General features: G+C 40.4%; 24 protein-coding genes. 20 read left to right on the forward strand and 4 right to left on the reverse strand.

Annotated elements, in window-relative coordinates; translation table 11 throughout:
• On the reverse strand, positions 1-575 hold a 575-nt coding region (locus tag BQ8014_RS09220; RefSeq protein WP_200814382.1), incomplete at its 3' end, for a YWFCY domain-containing protein.
• 184 nt (positions 576-759) lie between these two features.
• On the opposite strand from BQ8014_RS09220, the gene BQ8014_RS09225 reads away from it, so the two are divergent.
• Positions 760-1233 (forward strand): HU family DNA-binding protein, encoded by a 474-nt coding sequence (locus BQ8014_RS09225; protein ID WP_006844374.1) that lies wholly within the window; start codon positions 760-762, stop codon positions 1231-1233.
• A gap of 261 nt (positions 1234-1494) precedes the next feature.
• Complete coding sequence (locus tag BQ8014_RS09230; RefSeq protein WP_006844373.1) at positions 1495-2739, forward strand: SMEK domain-containing protein; 1245 nt, start codon at positions 1495-1497, stop codon at positions 2737-2739.
• Positions 2740-2886: 147 nt separating this feature from the next.
• Here the strand turns inward: BQ8014_RS09230 and BQ8014_RS09235 are convergent, their stop codons facing one another.
• The 3 genes from BQ8014_RS09235 to mobA all read right to left on the reverse strand — a co-directional run bounded on the left by BQ8014_RS09235 (position 2887) and on the right by mobA (position 6448).
• Positions 2887-4668: an MFS transporter gene (locus tag BQ8014_RS09235; RefSeq protein WP_006844372.1), complete on the reverse strand. Its 1782-nt coding sequence runs from the start codon at positions 4666-4668 to the stop codon at positions 2887-2889.
• 98 nt (positions 4669-4766) lie between these two features.
• The gene (mobB, locus tag BQ8014_RS09240; protein ID WP_006844371.1) at positions 4767-6026 is read right to left on the reverse strand and encodes a conjugal transfer protein MobB; all 1260 of its coding nucleotides are present in this window, start codon (positions 6024-6026) and stop codon (positions 4767-4769) included.
• Positions 6011-6448, reverse strand: coding sequence for a conjugal transfer protein MobA (mobA, locus tag BQ8014_RS09245; protein WP_006844370.1), 438 nt, complete (start codon positions 6446-6448; stop codon positions 6011-6013). The genes mobB and mobA overlap by 16 nt, the downstream gene beginning before the upstream one ends.
• A 634-nt stretch (positions 6449-7082) precedes the next feature.
• Between mobA and BQ8014_RS09250 the strand changes: the two genes are divergently transcribed.
• The 18 genes from BQ8014_RS09250 to BQ8014_RS19860 all read left to right on the forward strand — a co-directional run bounded on the left by BQ8014_RS09250 (position 7083) and on the right by BQ8014_RS19860 (position 20437).
• Positions 7083-7835 (forward strand): ParA family protein, encoded by a 753-nt coding sequence (locus tag BQ8014_RS09250; protein WP_006844369.1) that lies wholly within the window; start codon positions 7083-7085, stop codon positions 7833-7835.
• 6 nt (positions 7836-7841) lie between these two features.
• Positions 7842-8303 carry a DUF3408 domain-containing protein gene (locus tag BQ8014_RS09255; protein WP_006844368.1) on the forward strand — a complete coding sequence of 154 codons (462 nt, stop codon included), beginning with the start codon at positions 7842-7844 and terminating at the stop codon, positions 8301-8303.
• 18 nt (positions 8304-8321) lie between these two features.
• A complete protein-coding gene (locus tag BQ8014_RS09260) occupies positions 8322-8777 on the forward strand; it encodes a DUF3408 domain-containing protein (protein ID WP_006844367.1) in 456 nt (151 codons plus the stop codon).
• A gap of 2 nt (positions 8778-8779) precedes the next feature.
• On the forward strand, positions 8780-9538 hold the full coding sequence (locus tag BQ8014_RS09265) for a hypothetical protein (RefSeq protein ID WP_006844366.1): 759 nt from the start codon (positions 8780-8782) through the stop codon (positions 9536-9538).
• Between the two features lie 154 nt (positions 9539-9692).
• On the forward strand, positions 9693-9995 hold the full coding sequence (locus tag BQ8014_RS09270; RefSeq protein ID WP_018075063.1) for a DUF4134 domain-containing protein: 303 nt from the start codon (positions 9693-9695) through the stop codon (positions 9993-9995).
• Positions 9996-10019: 24 nt separating this feature from the next.
• Complete coding sequence (locus BQ8014_RS09275) at positions 10020-10352, forward strand: DUF4133 domain-containing protein (RefSeq protein ID WP_006844364.1); 333 nt, start codon at positions 10020-10022, stop codon at positions 10350-10352.
• The gene (locus tag BQ8014_RS09280; RefSeq protein WP_018075064.1) at positions 10345-12849 is read left to right on the forward strand and encodes a TraG family conjugative transposon ATPase; all 2505 of its coding nucleotides are present in this window, start codon (positions 10345-10347) and stop codon (positions 12847-12849) included. The genes BQ8014_RS09275 and BQ8014_RS09280 overlap by 8 nt, the downstream gene beginning before the upstream one ends.
• Before the next feature lie 5 nt (positions 12850-12854).
• Complete coding sequence (locus BQ8014_RS09285; protein ID WP_080904109.1) at positions 12855-13157, forward strand: DUF3876 domain-containing protein; 303 nt, start codon at positions 12855-12857, stop codon at positions 13155-13157.
• 38 nt (positions 13158-13195) lie between these two features.
• Positions 13196-13816, forward strand: coding sequence for a DUF4141 domain-containing protein (locus tag BQ8014_RS09290; RefSeq protein ID WP_006844361.1), 621 nt, complete (start codon positions 13196-13198; stop codon positions 13814-13816).
• 20 nt (positions 13817-13836) lie between these two features.
• Complete coding sequence (gene traJ / locus BQ8014_RS09295) at positions 13837-14823, forward strand: conjugative transposon protein TraJ (protein ID WP_006844360.1); 987 nt, start codon at positions 13837-13839, stop codon at positions 14821-14823.
• A 45-nt stretch (positions 14824-14868) separates the two neighbouring features.
• Entirely contained in the window at positions 14869-15492 is a 624-nt protein-coding gene (traK, locus tag BQ8014_RS09300) for a conjugative transposon protein TraK (RefSeq protein ID WP_006844359.1), read from the forward strand.
• A gap of 3 nt (positions 15493-15495) precedes the next feature.
• Positions 15496-15774, forward strand: coding sequence for a TraL conjugative transposon family protein (locus tag BQ8014_RS09305; protein WP_006844358.1), 279 nt, complete (start codon positions 15496-15498; stop codon positions 15772-15774).
• A complete protein-coding gene (gene traM / locus BQ8014_RS09310) occupies positions 15767-17116 on the forward strand; it encodes a conjugative transposon protein TraM (RefSeq protein ID WP_006844357.1) in 1350 nt (449 codons plus the stop codon). Before BQ8014_RS09305 ends, traM begins: the two co-directional genes overlap by 8 nt.
• A 69-nt stretch (positions 17117-17185) precedes the next feature.
• A complete protein-coding gene (gene traN / locus BQ8014_RS09315) occupies positions 17186-18148 on the forward strand; it encodes a conjugative transposon protein TraN (RefSeq protein WP_006844356.1) in 963 nt (320 codons plus the stop codon).
• Positions 18148-18750 (forward strand): conjugal transfer protein TraO, encoded by a 603-nt coding sequence (locus BQ8014_RS09320; RefSeq protein WP_006844355.1) that lies wholly within the window; start codon positions 18148-18150, stop codon positions 18748-18750. Before traN ends, BQ8014_RS09320 begins: the two co-directional genes overlap by 1 nt.
• Before the next feature lie 13 nt (positions 18751-18763).
• Complete coding sequence (locus BQ8014_RS09325; protein ID WP_006844354.1) at positions 18764-19288, forward strand: DUF3872 domain-containing protein; 525 nt, start codon at positions 18764-18766, stop codon at positions 19286-19288.
• Positions 19289-19383: 95 nt separating this feature from the next.
• Positions 19384-19980: a M23 family metallopeptidase gene (locus tag BQ8014_RS09330; RefSeq protein ID WP_026177125.1), complete on the forward strand. Its 597-nt coding sequence runs from the start codon at positions 19384-19386 to the stop codon at positions 19978-19980.
• 121 nt (positions 19981-20101) lie between these two features.
• Positions 20102-20437, forward strand: a complete 336-nt coding sequence (locus BQ8014_RS19860) for a PH domain-containing protein (protein ID WP_255376325.1) — start codon at positions 20102-20104, stop codon at positions 20435-20437.
• Positions 20438-20459: the final 22 nt, after the last annotated feature.

Raw genomic sequence — 20459 nt, forward strand, 5'->3', positions numbered from 1 at the left:
CCCCGCCATTCTTTTTTCTTATACCAAAACTTTGTAGGCAGATTTACGGAATATTCACTCTGCAATAGCCGTGTTTCCTGCATAAACGATTCGTTTTCCATATTGAAAACGTCGTCCATAAGATTGTTCTTCAGCAATCGGCTCATCCATAATCCACCAACCAATAGGAACAGATAACCTGCTGACATTGTCAGGATATAAAAACCTGTTGTTGCCGAAGTGGGTAATGGCAGGTCGAGTATCCACCAGTTCATAAAGAACAGGATAAAACCAATTGTCAGAAAAACATAGATTTTCGGCCATGTGATTTTTTCCTCTTTAACTCCCTTAGTTCCCAGACAGGAAAGAGCAAGGAAAACTACGGCAAATAATTTGGTATAAAGAATATTGCCGAATAGTCCGGCAGTCCGATCAAAGTTCAGTAGTATCTTATCAACTACCGAAATATTAATTCCCCATTCCCGCAAACCGTAATAGCAGAACCAATAAATGTTTATCACTACGAATATTATGCTTATTGCCCGCATAAATTCCATGACCTTAGCAAGTCCTCTTAAATCATCTTCTTGTTGCATAATCTTAAAAAATTAAATGTTTGAGAAGCGAAATTAGAGAGGTTGTTCTTGTAAATAATTGATTTTATGCCATGTGGTAGTTTGTGGCTTCGATTTGGCAGTGAGTGGCGTTATTCATCTTTTTTTATCTGATTTATCTATACTATGAATTAATTATAGTATAACCCTTTAAAAATTAAATCACATGGGATTAAAGTATGTAGTAGCCAAACAGGTATTCGGGTTTGACCAAACCAAAACAGAGAAGTTCGTACCAAAACAGGTTGTTACCGGACAAATATCATTCAGCAAATTATGTACGCAGGTCGGGCAGATATGCGGAGCGCACCGGGGTACTGTACAGTTAGTAATAGCCGGACTGGTAGATGCGTTGGTTAATAACCTTGATGACGGCAAAAGTGTAAAGCTGGGAGAGTTCGGAACTTTCCGCCCAGCTATTCGTGCAAAGGCTTCGGATAAAGAAGAAGATGCCAACGCAAATGCAATTTACCGCCGTCGTATCATTTTCACTCCGGGAACGGCACTCAAAGATGCTATGAATAATACAAGTATTACCCGCTATTTGAAACCGGATACGGATTATACAGTGACAGGTAATAATAATGGGAATAATGATTCTGGTAACGATGATGATGGTTTTATTGATCCTACGGCTTGAAAATTAAAAAATGCAGTAAAAGCGAAGTTAAATTGACTTCGCTTTTTTTATGTCCATAATATCAAACGGTAAACAAAAATTTTCCTGTGTTTAACAGAGATATCTTTGCGTTAAACAAAAAAAAATACTTTTTACAGCACCTGAGGTTCCTACATTATTTTTGTCGACAGCATGTAACTTAATAATCAAATAGTTCTGTGTTTATTTATGTGATGCGAAATGAAAAAAGTATCTTTGTGCTGACTTTTAAATTTATACCAAATGTTACAGACAGGGACTTATTTTGAGAAAATAGTAGAAATGCTTAATGCTTTTCGAACAGAGGTTCATACGTGTTCCACTTTAGGATTATTGAATATAAATAAACATTCTGAGAATTTTATTAGGACAATTCTTAATTTGACTTATGGATATGAGTTAGAGAACTTAAATAAAGGCAAATCAAATTTTCCCGGAATTGACATAGGAGATATAGGAGAAGGAGTTGCATTTCAAATAACATCCACAAAAAAATCAGAAAAAGTAGATGACACTTTAACTACTTGCCTTAAATACAAGCATTATGAAACATTTAAAACTATAAATATATTTGTACTCACATCTAAACAAGGATCTTACACCTTGAAAACTTCAACTGAACCTTATTTTACATTTTCCCCGGAAACTAATATTCTTGATTTCAGTGATTTACTCAGAGATATTGAGCAAATAGAGCCGAGACGAATAAAAGCAATTTATGAGTTTGTTAGTTCTGAACTGCAAGCTACAATTAAATTGATTAATGAAGAAGTCAGCGATAAAAGAGTACTTGTTAATATTGCAGAAGGAGCAAGCAAAAGTAATATGCCATATTATTACCGTTGGCAATCCATTGTGTCAAATAAAAACAAGAACATCACTGTTCCTGAGATACATACTTCATTAAACACATTCCTTCCCTCAACAGTTCTAAAAAGTCAATTCTTGCCAACTCTAAATCAGGTATTTCGCACAATAAGCTCAAGCAAAGAAATATTTTATTGCAATAATATATCTGGTAGCGGGATTTCGAATTTTTTCCATGGAGAAGCGTTGTTAATAGAGAATTCATCATTAATAACTGAAAGGGTGGTTTATACTAACGACAAAATTTTAATCAACTTACTGCCTGAAATGTTATCATTAATAACTGAAATTTTGTTCTTCTTCAAACAGTCTAAAAATAAGTTCGAGATTGATATTAAAATTTCTTTGGATTCAAATATTGATACTTATTTTCATCCAAATCAATCCTTAGTAGTTAATCAAGTACTAAATTCTTATATATTAGAATCTCCGTTTGAACTACATGAGAAACTGACTGACATTAAAACACCTACTTTAAGAGAATTACTCCAAAAAATTATTCATGGATTTATCTGTAAACAACCTAACTTTTTAACAAATGAACCATTCTTAGCTATTGACAATGAAAAAACTGAAACTTCAATTAACGGCATTAAGAATTGTTTGAACATAACTGATTGATTTGATATAATACACACATCTGCCTACATACCACATACCTACGTTTCTTCTTTTTCTTGTGATGTGGCTAGGGCATTTCTACTTTAGAGTATCTCTGATTATCAGAATCGGGAATTCATCGTAGCGGTAATTTGGCAGTCAATGGCTTTATATAATCCTACGGTCTCTGATATAGCCTTTCTTCGATAAGTCGATTTCAAATTTTTTATACAACTTAAATCCATCAATAGATTGCTTAAGTATATTAATCCATTTTCCATCAACTTTTTCTTCGATAGCTGATTCCAGAACAATACAAAGGTTTTCTTGAAGATTCATATATGTATCTTTCTTATTATCAGGATCATTTTTGGTAACTTTAGAACCTATTGATACAAATTTCTCAATAGCCCTTCTCATTAAGTCATCAGAAAATATTTTATCTCTAATTATGTGCAACATTTCTGCTTTCACTTCATTCAATACAAGATTGTTTAGTTTATTTTTATTAAATAATTCATCTAAAATATCCAAAAGTCCTAAAAATGGGATTTTACACTTTGTATTTTTATATATGTGAACTGTTTGCTTGAAAGGAAAATACAAATACTTTATTGATGCAACTTCATCTTTCGAAATATAATTAATAAATATATCTTTTTTGTAGTTAAGAATAATATTATATAACATACATTTTATTCCATTTGAAGTTTGCAATTCCATTACCGCACATTCTAAAACATATATAACATTGAAAACTTCTTTCAATAAATGTGCTTTTCGGTTGGCTAAAAGCATTTCGGAATACTTTTTCATTTGTCGCAATGGCTCAATAACTATGTCATATTTTTCAGTCAAGGAATAATGAAGAGTCTTTGAGTAAGAAATATTTTTAGGAGCAATATCTAATATTGACTTCTTTGAGAAAGAATTATATAAGTCAATAATATATTCACAGACCCCTTCTTCATCGTGTTTAATCGCTTTGTTAAATAGTTTTTCCAGATTAATACTAAAGTCAAGATAGTTATACTTGCTAAAATTTAAAAATTGAGAAAAATCTTCTTTATGAATGTTTTCAAGTATCAAATACTCAAGACTAAACAACGACCTAATAATTGAAAATGAATATTTTTCATTTTTCTCTTTAATCGCACAGTCATAAATATCTGACAACAAAGTAGTAAGTTTAAAATACAATCGCCTATAATCCAAACTAAATTTATTTTCTTCTTTATTCTGGATATTTTGCTTAAAAAATAAAGGAATTTTAGATGTAATAATCTCTAAACTTGTGTAGTCATAATCCTTAATACTTGTTATCCCAATTTCATATATGATATTAATTGGGTCTTTATGATAATAAGAAGAAATATTATTTTCTTCTTCAGCATAGATTTCATCAAGTATTCTATCTTCATTTATCAAACCAAAAATTGAATCTATTTTACTTCTACTGTGGGAGTTTTCTAATACGTCATTAAATGCAGGAAAAATAAAGAAAAAACTTACAATTGAAAGAACTATCGAAGATATGAATAAAAAATTAGTATATCCGTCAGCATTTGTTGCCTCTCCCAAATAATACAATGAGTATATGAGTAATATTATAGATGATATCAAAAATGTTATAGATGCTTTTGCTTTTCTATTCTTGAGAAAATTAGAAATAGCGTATCTTCCATAATAACGATGAGATACATTAAAAGATAAAATTAAAAAAGAAAAAACTATACTAACAAACAGCCCAATTATTACAAGAACAGAATTTAGAATTTTGATTTGGCTTTCAACTGTAGGGAAGTTAAGAGATAAAGAATCTGTGTTAAAAATGAAGAAACCTATAATAAAAAGCAGCATCAAACAGAGAAACACTTTCCAATTAAAAAAAATATTATTCCATGGTTTTTCATGTAATAATTTATAATAATGATATTTACATCTTTCCATTGAATGAGTTTTATAAAACTGTACGTTCGCAAATATAAGAAATATATCGCAATGAGAACTTTTATCAATCATTTTAAAATCATATTGTTATACTTACTTTACATCTGCCTCCCATACCTGCGTTTCTTCTTTTTCTTTCGGCGTGGTAATGGCATTTCTTCTTTAGGATGGTTCTCCGGTTCCGGATTAAGGATTGAGAAAAGCCCACCGGTTACACTATCCGAAGTGTAACTGTTATCATGGTGTGTGCCTGGCTGAATATTATTGTAAACATCAGAAAGACGGGTGTCTTTGACTGGCTCTTGTACCTGTTCATGTTTTCCGCCATACAGGTCATTGAAAACATTAGCGGAATATTCCTTACCCAGTCGTGAACCGTTCAGGATAGTACGTGTAGTATGGTCTATAAATGTAGCACCATATATCCGTCCGTCATCATTTCGTCTGAACAGAACATCAATATCCTGCTGCCTTAGCTTCGCTCGGAACTCGCTCTCACTTTGGCTGCCCTGCTTGGCTTCCGATACCGCTTTCAGCGTATGTGCTTTCAGGTTTTTAATTTTAATACGTTCGGCAGATTTCTCCATACGCTTTTCAAGCCCGTCATAGCCGACCGACTTCCCGAATATGGAAGATTTTAACGGATTGCCGACTTTGTTGCCCTCACTATCCAATGCGGAATAAAGCAATCCCCGATACGGTTTACCTTTTGCCTCGCCTTTCAGTTCCTCTACATTTATATTATAGATGGAAAGGACAGCTTTATATTCTCCCATACTCTGAAAGTGGTACATCGAAGCCAACGGTTTGATAACGGATGCAATCTGTTTTTTAAAATCGCCCTTTGAAGCATCGACAGGTATAAGTTCCCACCCTTCGGAACGTTTTTGTCCCTCCGCCGGATGCAGGTTATATTTGCGTTCCAAATCTTCAGTTATGGCTTTGCTGCGCTCGTGCTCTTTGTAACCGTCGATTTTCTTTCCCTCACTATCCACCCGGAGCGAAACAATATGTATATGCTCCCGCCCGATGTCCTCATGCTTAAAAATAAGGTAAGGCTGATTGCCATATCCCAATTTCTCCATGTATTCCCGTCCGATGTCCGCCAGTTGGTCGTCTGTCAGGCGGTCATCAGGATGCGGGTTTATTGATACATGGAAAACTGGTTTTTCGGTACGGAAGTGAGCCGGGACAAACTGCATAAAATCGTTCATACATTCCGAAACATTGAATTGTCCGTCAGTAGGTTCAAACACAAGATTACTTCCCAGAATCTTCCCCAAACCCTCGTCCACTTTCTCCTGATTGTATGCCAACGAACCATACAGGTTGCTACCGATATTTATTTTTGCGACCATTGTTCCTTAAATTCTTCCGATAATTCCAGAATTTTCTTACCTGTTTCTGCTAATTCTACGGTAGCCTTTTCCAATTTATAGAGCAAAGCGAGTGCTTTTTTCTCTGAAAAATTGCTGTGCAATTCCTTTACAACTTGGTTGTAATTCGTTCCAACGGAGCGGAATTGTGCATAAAAAGAAGTGAGTTTGGTAACATATTCCATAGCGGAACGGTCGATTTTTACCACACGAAACTCATCCCCGAATACACGGGCAGCGATAAAACGAGCCTTCGATTGCAGCCCTGATTGCTCAAACATGGTGAGGAACCGGGCATGTTCTACTGCGGTGAAGTTTACCGAATAACGGTAATTCGCCGGATCAGTCTTGGGGTTTCTACCCCCTTTTCCCCTTTTGGGGAGATTCTTTGCATTTTCATTCATACGTCGGATTTTTTAGTGGTACAATCCGTCGTTAGGCACCCTTGCCGTCTTTACAATCATCGCCCGAATGATTCAATCTAAGCAACCGACTTCGGAGGTTGCGCCCCCCGGAGGGGCAAGCATTTTTTGCAGCAAAACGGTTTCCGTGCAGCAAAAAATACAGCTTGCTATTTGCCATGTCGCAAATAAAATCTGTCCTGAACAGGGACAAATATGAATGCGAGGTAACGAGCGAAAATGACGGTCGGATATCTCACGACATTTCATGCAGCAAAGTTACAGGCTAAAGTAACGCACTGTATTACAAGCATCGACGCCACTCGCTGCCAAATCGACGCCACTCACTGCCACCTCGTAAAAAAGTGATGATTCTGCTAATAAATAGGTTTTTATTTGCAGAGAAAATGACTGTATGAACAGACAGCCGGATAGCTGTACGGATATAAAAACATACAATCGGCTATATGGAGATATAGCCGGATGAATAGCTAAACAAATAGCTGACTAAATAAATGACTGGCTAAACGGACAAACAGCCAAACGGCTCAACGGTCAAACGTATGGCTGAACAGCCAGACGGTTGTTCAGCCGGACAGAGATACAAACGATGTGTAATAATTTAAAATTTCAGACAATGGAAAAGAAAACTTTGAACGTGGCTTTCAGCACCCAAAAGGGGGGAGCCGGAAAAACAACTCTTACGGTGTTGGTAGCTTCCTACCTGCACTATGTGCGTGGCTACAACATAGCCGTGATTGATTGTGACTTTCCGCAACACTCGATTGCGGAAATGCGTGAGCGTGATTTGCAAATGTCGATGGATGATGACCATTACAAGCTCATGGCTTACGAGCAGTTTTCTTCTTTAGGGAAAAAGGCTTATGAAGTTATCGAAAGTAGCCCTGAAAACGCAATGGAAGATGCACAGGATGTAATTGAAGTATTGAAACCCGACTTTGTGTTCTTCGACCTGCCCGGAACCATCAACAATCCGGCGGTTGTACATACACTTTCTCTCATGGATTACATTATTGCTCCGATCAGTGCTGACAGATTGGTACTGGAAAGCACCCTGCAATATGTGATTACGGTCAATGATGCCCTGATTACGCCCGGCAAAGCCAAAATCAAGGGGCTGTACCTACTTTGGAATCTCGTAGATGGACGGGAGAAAACCGAACTCTACGAAGTGTATGAGGATGTGATTGATAAACTGGGGTTCCCGCTTTTCAAAACATTCCTGCCCGATAGTAAGCGGTTCCGCCGGGAGCAGTCGGTAAACCATAAAGCCCTGTTCCGCTCTACATTGTTCCCTGCGGATAGAGCATTGGTAAGGGGCAGCAACCTCGATGCCCTGATAGATGAAATGTTGGAAACTTTAAAATAACAGGTTATGGCAAAAAAGAAAGAAGAAGTAAACCTGAATGAGATTGATGCCAGTTTTGTCATATCCTCATTCAAGAATAAGGAACGGCGGAATAATCCGAGTTCCATACCCAAAGCATTGGTTCCTGAACACGAAAAGAAACAGGAACAGGATGCAGAAAGCGGAGAACCTGAAAAAACGGAAGTTGTTCAGGAAGAATCTCCTCGTGAGGAAACTAAACGGAAACGCAGTAAATCACCTGATTATGAAAGCCTGTTTATTCAGGAGGTAGGTATCACGGCACGCACCGGAAAATCTGTTTACATACGCAAAGACCACCACGAAAAGATTATGAAGATCGTTCAGGTCATCGGTAAAAATCAGGTGTCTTTATTCAGCTATATAGATAATGTACTGTCCCAACATTTTGCCGCTTATCAGGATGAGATAACGGAATTGTACAATAAAAATAACGAAGGAATTTTCTAACAATAAAACAATCAAATTATGATAACAAGTCCATTTTTAATAGATAGCGGAGATAAGGCAATGATAGGAATTGTCCTCTGCGGTTTGGTGATACTGGCGATAATTATTCTGCCAAAAGTTATGCGCTATAAGAAACGTATGCAGAAAGACTACGAAGAAAAAGCGGCTCCCGAAATAGAAATGATAGTCGTTCCGGGTGAAGAAACGATACCCGAACCGCCTGTGATACCCGGCTATAAAAAACAGTTTCTTGTTAATGTCGGTATCCCCACAAGAAAAGGAAAATTAGTCAGTATCCGTAAGGAATACCATAACCGGATTTCAAAGATTGTAGGGGTTATAGGTAAAAATGAAGTTACCATATTCAGCTATATAGATAATGTATTGAAGCATCATTTTGAAACTTTTCAGGATGAGATTTCAGAACAGTATAAGAAAAATAACAATGATGATTACCTAAACCCCAAAAAGTAAGGATGGAAAAGATATTTATAACTGTAATTGTGTTGTATGCCCTTTTTGTCGGAATCTACTTCCTATGGGCAAGAGCAGGGAAAAGGCGAAAAAAGAACATCGTCGGTCAGGGTAGTTCCATTCAGGAAACGGGTCGTTTGAAGGAAAATATTGTCGGAAAAAGCAGATTTGATTTAAGCGCATCAACGCCACTCGCTGCCAAATCGGAGCCACTCACTGCCACCTCGCTAAAATCTGATAATCAGGCAGAAAATCCCAATATATTTGCTTCGGCTAACGAGGTAAAGCCATCGGCAGAGGTGCCGCAGGAGGAATTGGACGAAGCGTTTTCCGATACTCCACCGGATGAAGATAACGAGCCGATGGATATAGATTATCCGCTCGAATATGAAGTGACGGAAGTAAACGAAGATGAGCCGGAGGATGAGGAAGAAGAAACGGAAGAAGTGGAAGGCACGGCACAAGCCATACTTGCATCAGGCGTTCAGTTCGATGATCTGGGAAATGCGGTTCGCACGGTGAACCGGACGAATGAAGCAACGCCGGAGCAAAAGCAAAAGGCGGGCGATACTTTACTGGAGATGCGGCAGACCGATATGTTTGAACAGGTGATTTCGGGTAAACCCGATGCGAAGCGAATCGTTACCGACCTTATGGCTGAAAGCCTTTCGGCTTTCTATGAGCGGAAAGATAAGGAAGCCGGAACTACCGGAAGCGGAAAGAAGGCTCCAGACAGTTTTAATATCAGAGATTTCGCTTAATGCGAGTATTAATAATAATGTAAAACAAAGAAAGATGAAAGAACGAGATTACGGCTAACGAAGATAGCCCCCACTAAAAAATTCAGTAGTAACAAGATTTATCAACCCGGTATCGGGATTATCCACCCCGATACCATTTTAACAATTTCTCATTATGACAAAGAAAAAATTTCTTATGTCGGCAGCCTTTATCTTGGCTGCTGTTTCAAGTGCATTCGCTCAAGGCAACGGGATTGGAGGTATCACGGAAGCCACCAATATGGTGACAAGTTATTTTGACCCCGGCACGAAGTTGATATACGCTATCGGAGCCGTTGTCGGCTTGATTGGTGGCGTAAAAGTGTACGGAAAATTCAGTTCCGGTGATCCCGATACGTCGAAAACCGCCGCTTCGTGGTTCGGTGCATGTATATTTCTTATCGTTGCCGCTACCATCCTACGCTCCTTCTTCCTTTAATCAACTTCATACAGAAAAAGAGTTATGGAGTTCAATATTAACAAAGGAATAGGCAAAAGCGTGGAGTTCAAAGGTTTAAAATCACAATACCTTTTCATATTTGCCGCAGGCTTGCTTTCCGTATTCATTGTCTTTGTCATTATGTATATGGCAGGGGTGGATCAATGGGTGTGCATCGGCTTCGGTGTAATCGCTGCATCGGTATTGGTATGGATGACCTTTAACCTGAATGAAAAGTACGGGGAGCATGGCTTAATGAAAGTTATGGCTGTAAAACAGCATCCCCGCTATCTGATAAACAGGAAAACTCCGCACCGCCTGTTCAAACGGAAAAGAAAGGAGGTAGGATATGCGTAATATAATGAAAGCATCTACCATTGAAAACAAGTTCCCCCTGCTGGCTGTCGAACACGATTGCATTATTTCTAAAGATGCAGATATTACAGTAGCCTATTATGTGGAACTGCCGGAACTGTTTACCGTAACCAATGCGGAGTATGAAGCAATACATTCATCCTGGGCGAAAGCGGTAAAAGTCCTTCCTGAATACTGTGTGGTGCATAAGCAGGATTGGTTTGTGCGTGAAACGTATAAACCTGCTACGGATAAGGACGATATGAGTTTCTTATCCCGCAGCTTTGAAAAACATTTCAACGAAAGACCGTTCCTGAATCACTCGTGTTTCCTGTTCCTGACTAAAACGACTAAAGAGCGGATGCGGATGCAGAGCAATTTCTCATCGCTTTGCCGTGGAAACATTATTCCCAAAGAAGTCAATAAGGATACGAGTGTGAAGTTCTTGGAAGCTGTCGGGCAGTTTGAACGGATAATGAATGATAGCGGGTTTATTGCGCTTACCCGTATCACATCGGATGAAATTACAGGAACGGATGAAAAGGCAGGGCTTATCGAAAAGTATTTCGCCTTGTCGTTGGATGATACCACCTGCTTGCAAGATATGGAGCTGGGAGCGGACGGGCTTCGGATAGGAAGTAAACATATTTGTCTGCATACGCTTTCGGATGCGGAAGACCTGCCCGGACGTATCGGTACGGATATGCGGTATGAAAAATTATCAACCGATAGAAGCGATTGCCGTTTGTCGTTCGCTTCTCCGGTAGGATTGCTTCTCTCATGTGACCATATCTATAACCAGTATTTATTTATTGAGGACAGTGCGGAAAACCTGCGAAAGTTTGAAAAGAGTGCCCGTAATATGCAGTCGCTATCAAAGTACAGTCGTGGAAACCAAATAAATAAGGAGTGGATCGACCAGTATTTGAACGAAGCGCATAGCTTCGGGCTGACTTCAATCAGGGCGCATTTCAACGTGATAGCGTGGAGTGATGATGTGGAAGAATTGAAACATATCCGCAATGATGTAGGTAGCCAGTTGGCTCTAATGGAGTGTAAGCCACGCCACAATACGGTGGATGCCGCTACCTTATACTGGGCAGGAATGCCCGGCAATGAAGGGGATTTTCCTGCTGAAGAAGCGTTTTATACGTTCATCGAACCTGCCTTGTGTTTTTTCACGGAAGAAACAAACTACCGTAGTTCACCCAGTCCGTTCGGTATCAAAATGGCGGACAGGGTTTCGGGTAAACCGCTCCATGTAGATATTTCTGACCTGCCCATGAAAAAAGGAATTATTACGAATAGGAATAAATTCATTCTTGGGCCATCGGGAAGCGGAAAGTCTTTTTTTACCAATCACATGGTGCGCCAATACTACGAACAGGGTACGCACATCGTGTTAGTGGACACGGGTAATTCCTATCAGGGATTATGTAACCTGATTAATCGCCGTACAGGAGGTCAGGACGGGGTATATTTTACCTATACCGAACAGAACCCGATTGCGTTTAATCCTTTTTATACGGACGATAATGTCTTCGATATTGAAAAGCGTGAGAGTATAAAAACGCTGATCCTTACCCTGTGGAAAAGGGATAACGAGCCGCCGACACGGGCGGAGGAAGTTGCCCTGTCCAATGCTGTCAGTCAGTATATAGAAAAGCTGAAAGGCAACCGAAAACTGGAACCATCTTTCAACACGTTCTATGAATTTGTCCGGGATGACTATAAAAAGATACTGGAAGAAAAGAAAGTGCGTGAAAAGGACTTCGATATTGCGAACTTCCTGAACGTACTGGAGCCGTATTATCGTGGAGGTGAATATGACTTCCTATTGAACTCTGATAAGCAACTGGATTTATTATCTAAACGTTTCATTGCCTTTGAAATAGATGCCATAAAAGACCACAAAATTCTGTTTCCGGTGGTTACGATTATCATTATGGAAGTTTTCATAAACAAAATGCGCCGGTTACAGGGTATCCGTAAGATGATATTAATTGAAGAGGCATGGAAGGCAATCGCTAAAGAGGGTATGGCAGAGTATATTAAGTACCTTTTTAAGACTGTGAGAAAGTTCTTCGGCGAGGCGATTGTGGTAACCCAAGAGGTGGACGATATTATCGCTTCGCCTATCGTAAAGGAGTCAATTATCAACAATAGTGACTGTAAAATTTTGCTCGACCAACGTAAATACATGAACAAATTTGACAGTATTCAGGCGTTGCTCGGATTGACCGAAAAGGAAAAATCGCAGGTACTCTCTATCAATATGTCCAATGTGCCCAGTCGTAAGTACAAAGAAGTCTGGTTCGGTCTGGGTGGTGTACAATCGGCTGTTTATGCCACAGAAGTTAGTCTGGAAGAATATTACACGTACACAACCGAAGAATCGGAGAAAATGGAAGTGATGCAGCTTGCAGAAAAACTGGACGGAAATATGGAACTGGCGATTAAACAGATTGCAGAAAGCAAGCGGCAGGAGTACGGAGGATAGATGCCATGAAAAGGAAAAACAGTAAGCCACTTTTGGCACCGCAGGTTCATACCCGTTTCCCGATGGGAGAAATGTGCGGGACATGGGTTAGCCTCTGTGGTTCCCCCGGACTTAAAATATTCTATGATGGTAGTCGGTTCCGGTTGCAGTTTATTTACAAACAAGATACGGCGTTTACCGTCCCTTTGTGCCAAAGCTGGGGGATTACCTTTTTCTATTTCTACGGCATGATACGCATTGCCTACGATGATGAGCGGGATATGCTTCTGCTCACCACCGAAGGCGAATACAAAAGGGTGTACGACTAAAGTACACACAATCAATAATCATTTAAAAAGCAAAAAGTATGAAACGAATATTTATGTGCCTGATAGTGGCACTTTCTATGTTCTCTTTTCAAGCAAAAGCGCAATGGACGGTTGTCGATCCGACCAATCTGGTACAGAACGTACGCACTGCGATTCAAGGAACAACAACTGCCACGAATATGATAAAAAATGTACAGGAAAGTGTAAAAATTTATCAGCAGGGAAAAGAGTATTACGATGCCCTGAAATCTGTCCACAATCTGATAAAAGATGCACGTAAGGTGCAGAAAACCATTGCAATGGTCAGCGAAATTACCGACATCTATGTGACCGGATTTAATAAAATGTTAGGTGATCCGAACTTTACCCCGAATGAACTGGCGGCAATTTCAACGGGCTATGCCAGACTACTGGAGGAAGGGGGTGCATTGGTAACGGATTTGAGAAATATTGTTACCGGAAGTAACGGGCTTTCCTTGTCGGACAAAGAACGGATGGATGCGATAGACGATATTCATAATAAGATGTTGGACTATCGTAACCTGACTAAGTATTATACGCAGAAAAGTATTTCCGTGTCTTTCATCCGCGCCAAAGAAAAAGGCGATACGGACAGGGTATTATCTCTTTATGGCAGTCCTGCCGACAGGTATTGGTAATCAAATAAATGTAATCAGTTATGAATTTTGATAACCTACATCAGATTCTTGCGAATCTGTACCAAGACATGATACCTCTTTGCAGCAACATGATTGGAGTTGCAAAGGGGTTGGCAGGACTGGGTGCCTTATTCTATGTGGCATACAGGGTATGGCAGGCATTAAGCCGTGCGGAGCCTATCGACGTGTTTCCGTTGCTTCGTCCATTCGCCATTGGGCTGTGCATTATGTTCTTTCCAACACTGGTTTTAGGAACTATCAATGCGGTTATGAGCCCCATTGTTAAAGGAACTCATAGTATTCTGGAATCCCAGACTATGGATATGAAAGCCTATCAGCAACAAAAAGACAATCTGGAATACGAAGCCCGTGTGCGTGAGGGTAAAGCATGGCTTGTCGATGATGAAGTGTACGACAAGAAAATGAAAGACCTCGGCATCACCGATACGCCCGAAATAATTTGTATGTGGGGAGAAAGGCTTTGGTATGATATTAAGGCATGGTTCCGACAGGTAATCAGGGATTTCTTTGAACTGCTGTTTAATGCTTCCGCATTGGTCATAGATACGATACGAACATTTTTTCTTGTCGTGTTGGCCATACTGGGACCTATTGCGTTTGCCTTTTCCATTTATGACGGTTTTCAGGCAACGCTCACCCAGTGGCTTACACGCTATATAAGTGTCTATCTATGGCTTCCTATTTCCGACATTTTTTCTTCTGTCCTGGCACGCATACAGGTTTTGATGCTTGAACAGGATATAGCCCTCTTGCAAGATCCGAACTATATCCCCGACGGCTCTAATGGTGTGTATATCGTGTTCCTGATTATAGGAATTATCGGGTATTTCACGATACCGACCGTAGCCGGATGGATTATCCAATCAGGCGGAGCGGGTGCATATGGAGGTGCGGTAAACAAAACAGCAAGTAAAGCAGGTGGAATTGCCGGAGGTGTTGCGGGATCAGTAGCCGGGAACGTTGGCGGTCGTCTGCTTGGTAAGTAAGCGGTGAGCCACCGCAGGCAATTAATTCATTAATAACGAAAAATAATGGAATTCAAAAGTTTAAAAAATATTGAAACAAGTTTCAAGCAAATACGGATTATCGCCATTGTGTTTGTCGTGCTGTGTGCAGGGATTACCGGATATGCGGTATGGAACTCGTTCAGCTTTGCAGAAGCACAACGGCAGAAAATCTATGTATTGGATGATGGGAAGTCGCTTATGCTCGCTCTTTCACAGGATTTAAGCCAAAATCGTCCTGTGGAAGCCCGTGAGCATATCAAGCGATTTCACGAACTGTTCTTCACCTTGTCACCGGATAAAAGCGCCATTGAATCAAACATCAACCGGGCACTCTTTCTGGTGGACAAAAGTGCTTTCCGCTATTATCAGGATATGCAGGAAAAAGGTTACTACAACCGCATTGTGTCGGGTAATATCAATCAGATTATTCAGATCGATTCTGTGGCATGTAATCTCGATGTTTATCCCTATAAGGTGATGACCTATTCCCGGCAAATGATAATCAGGGCAAGTAATGTAACGGAGCGAAGCCTTGTTACACGCTGCGACTTGATAAACTCTGTGCGTTCGGACAATAACCCTCATGGTTTCACTATGGAACGCTTTGAAATAATAGAAAACAGGGATTTACGAACAATAGACCGGTAAGCCATGATAAAGAAAAAAATTACAGACGTAAGGGACTGGATGGAAGACGGTCTGCGGTCATTGCTGGGGCAGATAACGCCCGACGGACGGATTATCATAATCCTTGTAATGCTTTTTGTATTTGGCGCCGGTTCCATCTACATGACGGTTTCTTCCATATATAATATGGGAAAGAAAAACGGTCAGGAACAGATGCAGATAGACCATATCAGGCAATTGGAACTGGAGCATCAGCAAAAAGCAGATAGTATAAACCAAATAAACAGATTTGATTATGAGTAAGGAAAATGAAGGTAACGAACCGAAACCGGACGTTACCGAAAAAAAGAAAGAGAGTAAGCCTAAAAAAGAGCTTACCCCGCAGGAGATGCAGAAGCGGAAAAAGATGCTTATCTATCCGTTGTTCGTCTTGCTGTTCATCGGGGCGATGTGGCTCATCTTTGCGCCCTCCGGCGGAAAGGATGAAAAGCAACCCGACGGATTTAACCCTGAACTGCCTATCCCCAAAGACGAAGCTATCGTAGGGGATAAGCGGACGGCTTATGAACAGGAAGCCATGCGGAACAAAGAAGAAAGTAAAAGGCGTAATTTACAGGACTTTGCTTTTTCAATCGGAGAGGATGACGGCCGCAAAGCGCAGGATGAATACGACCGTCAGGCACGTATAGCTCCTGTTACTCCCGATTCTCCGGATAACACCCGAAGTGCGGTTTCTCCTATCCAATCATCAGCCCATGCTTATCAGGATGTAAACCGCCAGTTAAACAGTTGGTATGAACAACCCGCAAGCGGAGCCAATGAACAGCAACTTGCTATGGATCGGCGTATGCAGGAATTGGAACGCAAACTGGAAGAAGCCGAAGCTGCGAAAAGTGCGGAGGATAAACAACTGGAACTGATAGAGAAATCCTACCAGATTGCCGCCAAATACACGCCCAATGCACAGGGGCAGGTATCGACCGATACACATCAGACAGGGGATAACACCATCAATTTGCGTGAAAAAGTTACTCCGAAGCCTGTATCACAGGTGCATCACAATGTGGTTTCCCTTTTGGCGGCTCCGATGGATAATGACGAGTTTCTGGAACAATACAGCAAGCCCCGTAACGTGGGATTTATCACGGCTGCCGGACAGGAAGCCATAACGGAGAAAAACGGTATCAAGGCTTGTGTTTACCAGACCATTAAACTTTCCGACGGAAAAGAAATGCAACTGCGTTTACTGGAGCCGATGAGAGCCGGAAATATCCTGATTCCTGCCAACACTATCCTGACGGGGAGTGCAAAGATTAGTGGGGAGCGGCTTCAAGTCACAATTATATCTATACAGTATGCAGATAATGTGATACCTGTTGAAATGGATGTTTACGATTTGGACGGGTTGCGGGGATTTTCGGCTCCTGGTTCGGATGAAATGAACGCAGCTAAAGAAATTGCAGCTAACATGGGTACGTCGATGGGCAGTAGCATTACCATAACGGACGATGCAGGTTCACAGCTTGCCGCCGACTTGGGACGTAGTGCCATTCAGGGATTATCGCAATATGTCAGTAAAAAAATGCGGAAAGTGGAAGTAACATTGAAAGCTAATCATCAGGTATTACTTCTTCCAAAGGTATAAAACAGGGCATAAGCCACCACTAAAAAATCCAATAGTATTAAGTAATTAACAATTAAAACAATTTTTCGTATGAAACAAATTCTTTTTGTACTCGCTATTATCGGGTGCGTATTCACAGCCAACGCTCAGGATGTTGAAAAACAGAGTGTAGAAAAGCAACAAACAGCAAACATTTCTCCCTCTACCGGAGATTATTTTGACGGTCTGACCAGACCGCTAACCTTTAACCGGATGATACCACCGTATGCACTGGAGGTTACATTCTCAAAAACGGTACATATCATCTTTCCCTCTGCAATCCGTTATGTGGACTTAGGTTCTGCCGACCTGTTGGCGGCCAAAGCGGACGGAGCGGAAAATGTACTGCGTGTAAAAGCTGCCCTCCGGGATTTTTCCAAAGAAAGCAATCTGGCGGTAATAACCGAAGATGGTGCATATTATACGTTCAACATTAAATATGCCGATGAGCCGATTAAACTGTCGGTTGAAATGACCGACTTTATCCATGACGGGGAAGCCGTGAACAGACCGAACAACGCTATGGAGATTTATATGAGGGAGCTGGGTAGCGAATCGCCGTTACTGGTCAAGCTGATTATGAAATCTATCTATAAGAATGATGACAGGGAAATAAAGCATATCGGCTCCAAACGTTTCGGGATTCAATACACACTCAAAGGAATATATACACATAATGGCTTGCTTTATTTCCACATGCAACTAAAGAATAGTTCCAATGTGCCGTTTGATGTAGATTTTATTACGTTCAAAATTGTCGATAAAAAACTGGCGAAACGTACAGCCATTCAGGAACAGGTAATCGTACCGCTCCGGGCACATAATAACCTGACATTGATAGGTGGAAAACGGGCTGAACGTGTGATTTTTACTTTGCCGAAGTTTACGATACCGGATGATAAGCACCTTATCATCGAATTGAATGAAAAAGAGGGTGGACGGCATCAAAGTTTTACAGTTGAAAATGCCGACCTGATAAGAGCGAAAGTTATCAACGAATTAAAAGTGAAATAATGAAACGGGATACGTTTTATTACGCGTTTGTATTGTGCTTTGCCCTGATATTATGCTTTGGCATATCGGGCAAAGTGCAAGCACAACGCTGTTTACCCGGTATGCAAGGCATACAGGTAACAGGTGGAATGGTGGATGGTTTCCACTCTTCAGACAAAAAAAATGAACTGGGCTATTACTTTGGGCTGTCGATGGCCACCTATACCAAACATGCAAATAAGTGGGTATTCGGTGCCGAGTTTCTGAATAAATATTACCCGTACAAAGATGACAGGATACCTGTCAGCCAGTTTACCGGAGAGGGTGGTTATTACCTGAAATTCCTTTCCGATCATAATAAAGTAGTCCTTTTTTCTTTGGGTGCTTCGGCTCTTGCCGGGTATGAAACGAGCAACTGGGGAGAGAAAACTCTCTTTGACGGCTCCACACTCCGGAACAAAGACCGGTTCATCTACGGGGGTGCTATTACGTTGGAAATGGAAACGTATCTGTCCGACCGTGTTGTGTTGCTCCTGACTGCCCGTGAAAGGGTGTTATGGGGTACATCATCGGGGCATTTTCATTTCCAGTATGGATTGGGAATCAAATTTATAATCAATTAAAATAGAAATTACAATGAAAAAATTCTTAGCATATTTTTTATACACGCTATTGCTATCGGCAATAGTCTGTGCCTGTAGTGACGATTTGGATGTTCAGCAGGCTTATTCATTTGATCTTGTTACTATGCCCGTCCAGAAAAAAATCGTTCAGGGCGAGAGTGCGGAAATTCGGTGCCAACTGGTAAAGGAAGGCGACTACGAGCAGGCACAGTTCTTTATCAGGTATTTCCAAAGTGATGGGAAAGGTCAATTACGAAATGATGAAGGCACGGTATTTCTACCGAATGACCTGTACCCGTTGAATAAAACGACATTCCGACTTTACTATACATCACACAGCACGGATCAGCAAGTTATCGATGTATATGTAGAAGATTCATTCGGTCAGGTGGTTCAAAAAACATTCAGTTGGCAGAATGATAGGGGGGATGATGACGAGGAAAAAGAAGATTTACAAAAAGTATCAGTCTATGATTTTATGCAGTTTTATAGGGTTAAACGTCCTTTGCTGGCTATGTATAGCCCGGTCGTTGAATAATGCCCCGACAGACGTAGAGCTGTGGGGAGAGGAAATTGAATAAATAAGCAAGTACCCGGATTATTTCGGGTACTTACTGTATTTACAGATTGATTATGAAATACCTAATAATGTTCTTTACCGTTTTGCTGCATTTGCCCGTATCAGGGCAGCCGTTTGATTCTGTAAACAGAAAATCGGAAATAGAAGAATGTACGAAACCTGTCTATTCTATAAATGAGTTCTGGCGGATAGCGGATTCTTTGCAAATGTCTATTGATGAGTTATCCGACTATCCGGTAATTTTTCCGATTAAGAAACCGCTGCGTATTTCATCGGGGTTTGGAAATCGTAGTCATCCTATTTATAAAAGACGAAAATTTCATACTGGGATTGATATTCCTAAAACAAAAGGTACTCCTGTATATGCTACTGGCAACGGGGTCGTAGTTCGTAAAGGTTTTTGTTCGGGATATGGAAACTACATTGAGGTTGAACACGCAGGAAATTTTCGTTCATTCTATGCCCATTTAAGCAGAACGATGGTTAATACAGGCGATTCGGTAAGTATAACACAACAAATTGCCTGTGTAGGCAACACGGGAATATCGACAGGTAGCCATTTGCACTATGAGATCAGGAAAGGTAAACGCTTCCTGAATCCGACAGGATGGTGCAGTTGCCTGTTTAAAATATTGAAAAACAAATCATAAACGAAAAAATAATATGAGATTTCTTACTACATATTTACAACCCGGAGAAGAAATAATGTACAGGGCGAGAATACATATATTTCTATTCCTGCAACCTGCTATATTATTGGCTATCGGATTTATGTGTTATTTTGATGAAGTCCGAATAACACAGTATTTAGGGATAACGTTGCTATTCTTGGGGTTAGTTTCCCTTGTGCAGCGTGTTTTGGTTAAGGTTGGTTCAATTTACGCCGTTACTAATAAACGTGTAATTTTGAAAACAGGTGTAATAAGCCGCAGGACGGTCGAGCTGGTACTGGCAAAATGCGAAGGTGTTCAGGTAGTACAGAGTGTCGCAGGTCGTATCTTTGGATATGGCTCTATTGTAGTTACCACCGGATGGGCTACAAACTGCTATTATTATGTTTCCAGCCCGTTTCGCTTCAAAAGGGAGGTTAATTTACAGATTGGTTAATGATAAAATCCGCCAACAGGCG

The organism is Parabacteroides sp. Marseille-P3160 (assembly GCF_900162725.1).
GTDB lineage: Bacteria > Bacteroidota > Bacteroidia > Bacteroidales > Tannerellaceae > Marseille-P3160.